At 68.7% G+C, this 3,459-nt stretch carries 6 protein-coding genes; 2 read left to right on the top strand and 4 right to left on the bottom strand.

What is annotated here, in order from left to right; all coding sequences use genetic code 11:
• Positions 1-660 (bottom strand): enoyl-CoA hydratase/isomerase family protein (locus HUK82_RS15340; protein ID WP_256127050.1); only part of this gene is annotated, 660 nt, incomplete at its 3' end.
• A 114-nt stretch (positions 661-774) separates the two neighbouring features.
• Here HUK82_RS15340 and HUK82_RS15345 point away from each other — a divergent pair.
• Both HUK82_RS15345 and HUK82_RS17520 read left to right on the top strand, forming a co-directional pair.
• Positions 775-1,269 (top strand): flavin reductase, encoded by a 495-nt coding sequence (locus HUK82_RS15345; protein WP_176614773.1) that lies wholly within the window; start codon positions 775-777, stop codon positions 1,267-1,269.
• 38 nt (positions 1,270-1,307) lie between these two features.
• Positions 1,308-1,433: a hypothetical protein gene (locus HUK82_RS17520; RefSeq protein WP_256127051.1), complete on the top strand. Its 126-nt coding sequence runs from the start codon at positions 1,308-1,310 to the stop codon at positions 1,431-1,433.
• Here HUK82_RS17520 and HUK82_RS15350 read toward each other — a convergent pair.
• The 3 genes from HUK82_RS15350 to HUK82_RS15360 form a co-directional block, all read right to left on the bottom strand.
• A complete protein-coding gene (locus HUK82_RS15350; protein ID WP_176614774.1) occupies positions 1,399-2,214 on the bottom strand; it encodes a metal ABC transporter permease in 816 nt (271 codons plus the stop codon). The two genes, HUK82_RS17520 and HUK82_RS15350, sit on opposite strands and share 35 nt — an antisense overlap.
• Positions 2,215-2,261: 47 nt before the next feature.
• Entirely contained in the window at positions 2,262-3,053 is a 792-nt protein-coding gene (locus HUK82_RS15355) for a metal ABC transporter ATP-binding protein (RefSeq protein WP_176614775.1), read from the bottom strand.
• On the bottom strand, positions 3,050-3,459 hold a 410-nt coding region (locus HUK82_RS15360; protein WP_394367512.1), incomplete at its 5' end, for a metal ABC transporter solute-binding protein, Zn/Mn family. The genes HUK82_RS15355 and HUK82_RS15360, both read right to left, overlap by 4 nt.

The following is a 3,459-nucleotide window of genomic DNA, read 5'->3' on the forward strand; positions in this document are numbered from 1 at the left end:
CTGCGGCACCGGCAGACGCCCGACCCGCGCCAGCGCGTCCTCCACCGACATGTCCCGCGCCAGTGCATCGCGCAGCGTATCGAGATCGGCGGAGGGAACCGCGTAGTCGGCAAAGCCCGCGCCCAGTGCGGCCGCGCCCTCGATCCGCCCCGCGGTCAGGGCCAGACGGAGACCGGTAAAACCGGGTGCGCGCGCCAGCAACCACGAACCACCCGCGTCCGGCGTCAGGCCGATCAGGGTTTCGGGCATGGCGAGGATCGAACGTTCCGTGACGATGCGATACCGTGCGTGACCGCCCAGCCCGATGCCGCCGCCCATCGCGATGCCGTCCATCAGGGAGATGACCGGCACGGGGCTTCGCACCAGATCGGCAAACAGGTCATAGACCCGCCGGAACTGTGCTGCGGCGGCATCGGCACCGCTGCCGAGCAGACGATCGCGTATCTGGCGCAGGTCGCCGCCGGCGCAGAAGGCACGCGGTGCGCTGCTGTCGATAACGATGCGGGTGATGCCTGGATCAGACCACCAGTCCTTGAGGGCGTTTGCGATGGCGTCGGCCATGGCCAGGTTGATGGCGTTCAGCGCGGTCGGACGATCGAGGACCAGAAAGGCGGTCTGGCCCATGCGGTCGGTGCGGACGGGCGGTGGGGTCTGCGTCATGCGCACTCCCGGGACGGAATAAGGGCATTCGTCATCCCACGGTTGAATTGCGGGAAGCAAGGTGGCAACACATCACAGTTCACCTCTCGTCCGCGTAAAGGGATGTTTGTCGCTATGGCCTCGATCGATTCGTTGCGTTTTCGCGACGCCATGGCGCGACTGGGCGCGGCCGTGAACATCATCACCACCGGGACACTCGAAACCCCGGTGGGTTTTACCGCTTCCGCCGTCTCGTCGGTGACGGACTCACCGCCGACGCTTCTGGTGTGTATCAATCGCAGTTCGCGCTCGCGCAGTGCCTTCGAGGCCGGAGGCGCCCTGTGCGTCAACGTCCTGTCGGGCCTGCAGCAGGAACTGTCTGGCATATTCGCCGGCAAGGCGGAAATGGCCGAACGTTTCACGCACGGACACTGGAGCACGCTGGCGACCGGCGCGCCGGTGCTGGCCGAGGCCGTGGCGTCGTTCGACTGCCGGATCGACAATGTCGTGGAAGTCGGAAGCCACAGCGTGATGTTCTGCGTGGTCGAAGACCTGCGCATCAACGAGGGGCAGGCCGGTCTGGTCTATTTCAACCGTGCCTACCATGTCCTGCCGCACCCTGGGCTCTGAAACGCGGCTGCGGGGCTCAGAAGGAGTAGTTCATCACTATGGCGACGCCAAAGCTCAAATCTGATATTCCGGTCATCACGGTTCGCGCCCTGATCTGGATCCATGTCGGCCTCGTGATCTTCATGGCCTTTACTTACTGGCTGCTGACCCTGGTGAAGGACTGACGGCGCGCAGAAGCCGGCCGCCACCGAACATCACGGCACACAGCACGCTGATCCAGAAAGTCACGGGCGCGTCGGTGATCCACGCCAGCAACAGGCCGCCCCATGCGCACGCGACCGCCAGCACCGCCGACAGCGCGGCACCGGCACGCGGCGGCAGCCCCAGTTCGAGCGCCGTCGCCGGTGGGGCCACCATCAGCGTGAACACCAGCAGGACACCGGTCACCTGCGCGCACGACGCCGTCGCCAGCGCGACGACCAGCAGAAACACCGTGCCGACCGCCCCGACCCGCACGCCCCGTGCGGCGGCATTGTCCGGCATCAGGCTGGCGAACAGCAGCGGCCGCGCGATGACGCCCAGAACCAGCAGGCAGACGACCGCCATCGCCGCCAGCGTCATCAGCGTGGCGTGCGACACGCCCAGCACATTGCCGAACAACAGCGCGGTCACGCCGCTGGCCGAGCCGCTGACCAGATGCAGGAACAGCAGCCCGAGCCCGAGGGAGACGGACAGCACGAGGCCGATCGCCACGTCCCGTCCCTGCGCCCGGTCGGCCAGCGCACCGATCCAGCCGGCACCGGCCAGGGCGGCGACGATCAATCCGGCCAGCGGCGGCGCGCCGAGCCACAACGCACCGGCGGCCCCCGCGAAGCCAATATGGGCCAACGCATGACCCGCGAAACTCTGCCCGCGCACGACCACGAACCAGCCGACGAGCCCCGCCAGCACCCCGGCGATACCGGCCGCCGCAAACGCGGTGCGCATGAAATCATAGGCGAGCATCCGACCCTCCGCGCGTCTGTCTCTTACCGGACCGCACCAGCCCATCATCATCCATGCGCACAACACTCTCCCCCGGCGGCCGGAACCGTGCCGGCCATCACGAAGACATGCCCCCGGGCGCGCACCACCTCGACCGGCACGCCATACAACGCCGAAAGGGACTCGGTGGTGATGACGGCCTCCACCGGGCCGAGGCGGGCGGTCGCGTTGGCGACATAGAGCACGGCATCGGCCGTGCCGATCAGCGGGTTGATGTCGTGGGCACAGAACAGCACCGTCAGTCCCAGCGCGTCCCGCAGATCGCGGGTCAGGGCCACCACGTCGCCGACGCGCGCGGGGTCGAGACTGGCCAGAGGCTCGTCCAGCAACAGCAGTTCGGGCCGTCCGAGCAACGCCTGCGCCAGGGCCAGCCGTTGGCGCTCGCCTCCCGACAGGGTGCCGATGGGGCGAGGCGCGATGTCGCGCGCGGACACGAGGTCGAGCACGCGGTCGATCTCGTGCGTGTCGCGGCGAAGGGTCAGTCCCCAGCGCGCTCCGTGCAGGGCCGCGCGCAGATAATCGGCGCCCGACAGGCTCGGCACGGTCAGGGCGCGAGCCTGGGGCATGTAGCCCACGCGACCGCGTGCCGCCCGTGGGGAGGCACCCAGCACACGGATTTGGCCCGTCCGCGTCGGCACCAGACCCACCAGCGCGCGCAGTAACGTTGTCTTGCCTGCGCCGTTTGGCCCCAGAAGGGCGACGAACTGTCCTGTCCGACTTTCGAATGTGGCGTTGCGCAGGATATCGCGGCCGCCCACGCGCAGGGTCACGCCAGCGAGGCTGAAGGCCGGAGCGGTCATGGGCGGGAGGCCCCCGCCGGCGGCAGCACCGTGGCGATCTGGTCGACGACGTCGTTGAGCCACGCCTGATAGTGACGCCCGTCGGGCAGCGTTTCGGTCACGTTGATGACCGGTACGCCGGAGGCGCGCGCCAGAGCGCACAGTCGCCGCGTGGTCGGCGCCTCGATCTGGGCGTTGTTCAACATCAGCACGACCGCGCGGGCGCGCAGGTCGTCCTCGAACGCGGCGACGTCCGCCGGTGCAGGTTCGGTGTCGTTCTGGATCGCCTTCTGGAAGGCGAGATGGCGCAGGCGCAACCCTGCGGCGCCCAGCAGCGCGTTGGCCAGTGGCTCGGTCGCCGTCGCGGACAGACCGCTGGTGCGGGCCCGCAGGGCAGCGAGACGGCCGGAGAGTGTGTCGAGATCGG

The sequence above is a fragment of the Ameyamaea chiangmaiensis genome, from assembly GCF_013376175.1.
In the GTDB taxonomy this organism is placed as follows: domain Bacteria; phylum Pseudomonadota; class Alphaproteobacteria; order Acetobacterales; family Acetobacteraceae; genus Ameyamaea; species Ameyamaea chiangmaiensis.

Bases quoted from the DNA above. Each gene is read 5' to 3' on its own strand.
- HUK82_RS15345 (WP_176614773.1), top strand. From the start codon at position 775: ATGGCCTCGATCGATTCGTTGCGTTTTCGCGACGCCATGGCGCGACTG.
- HUK82_RS15355 (WP_176614775.1), bottom strand. From the start codon at position 3,053: ATGACCGCTCCGGCCTTCAGCCTCGCTGGCGTGACCCTGCGCGTGGGC.
- HUK82_RS17520 (WP_256127051.1), top strand. From the start codon at position 1,308: ATGGCGACGCCAAAGCTCAAATCTGATATTCCGGTCATCACGGTTCGC.
- HUK82_RS15350 (WP_176614774.1), bottom strand. From the start codon at position 2,214: ATGCTCGCCTATGATTTCATGCGCACCGCGTTTGCGGCGGCCGGTATC.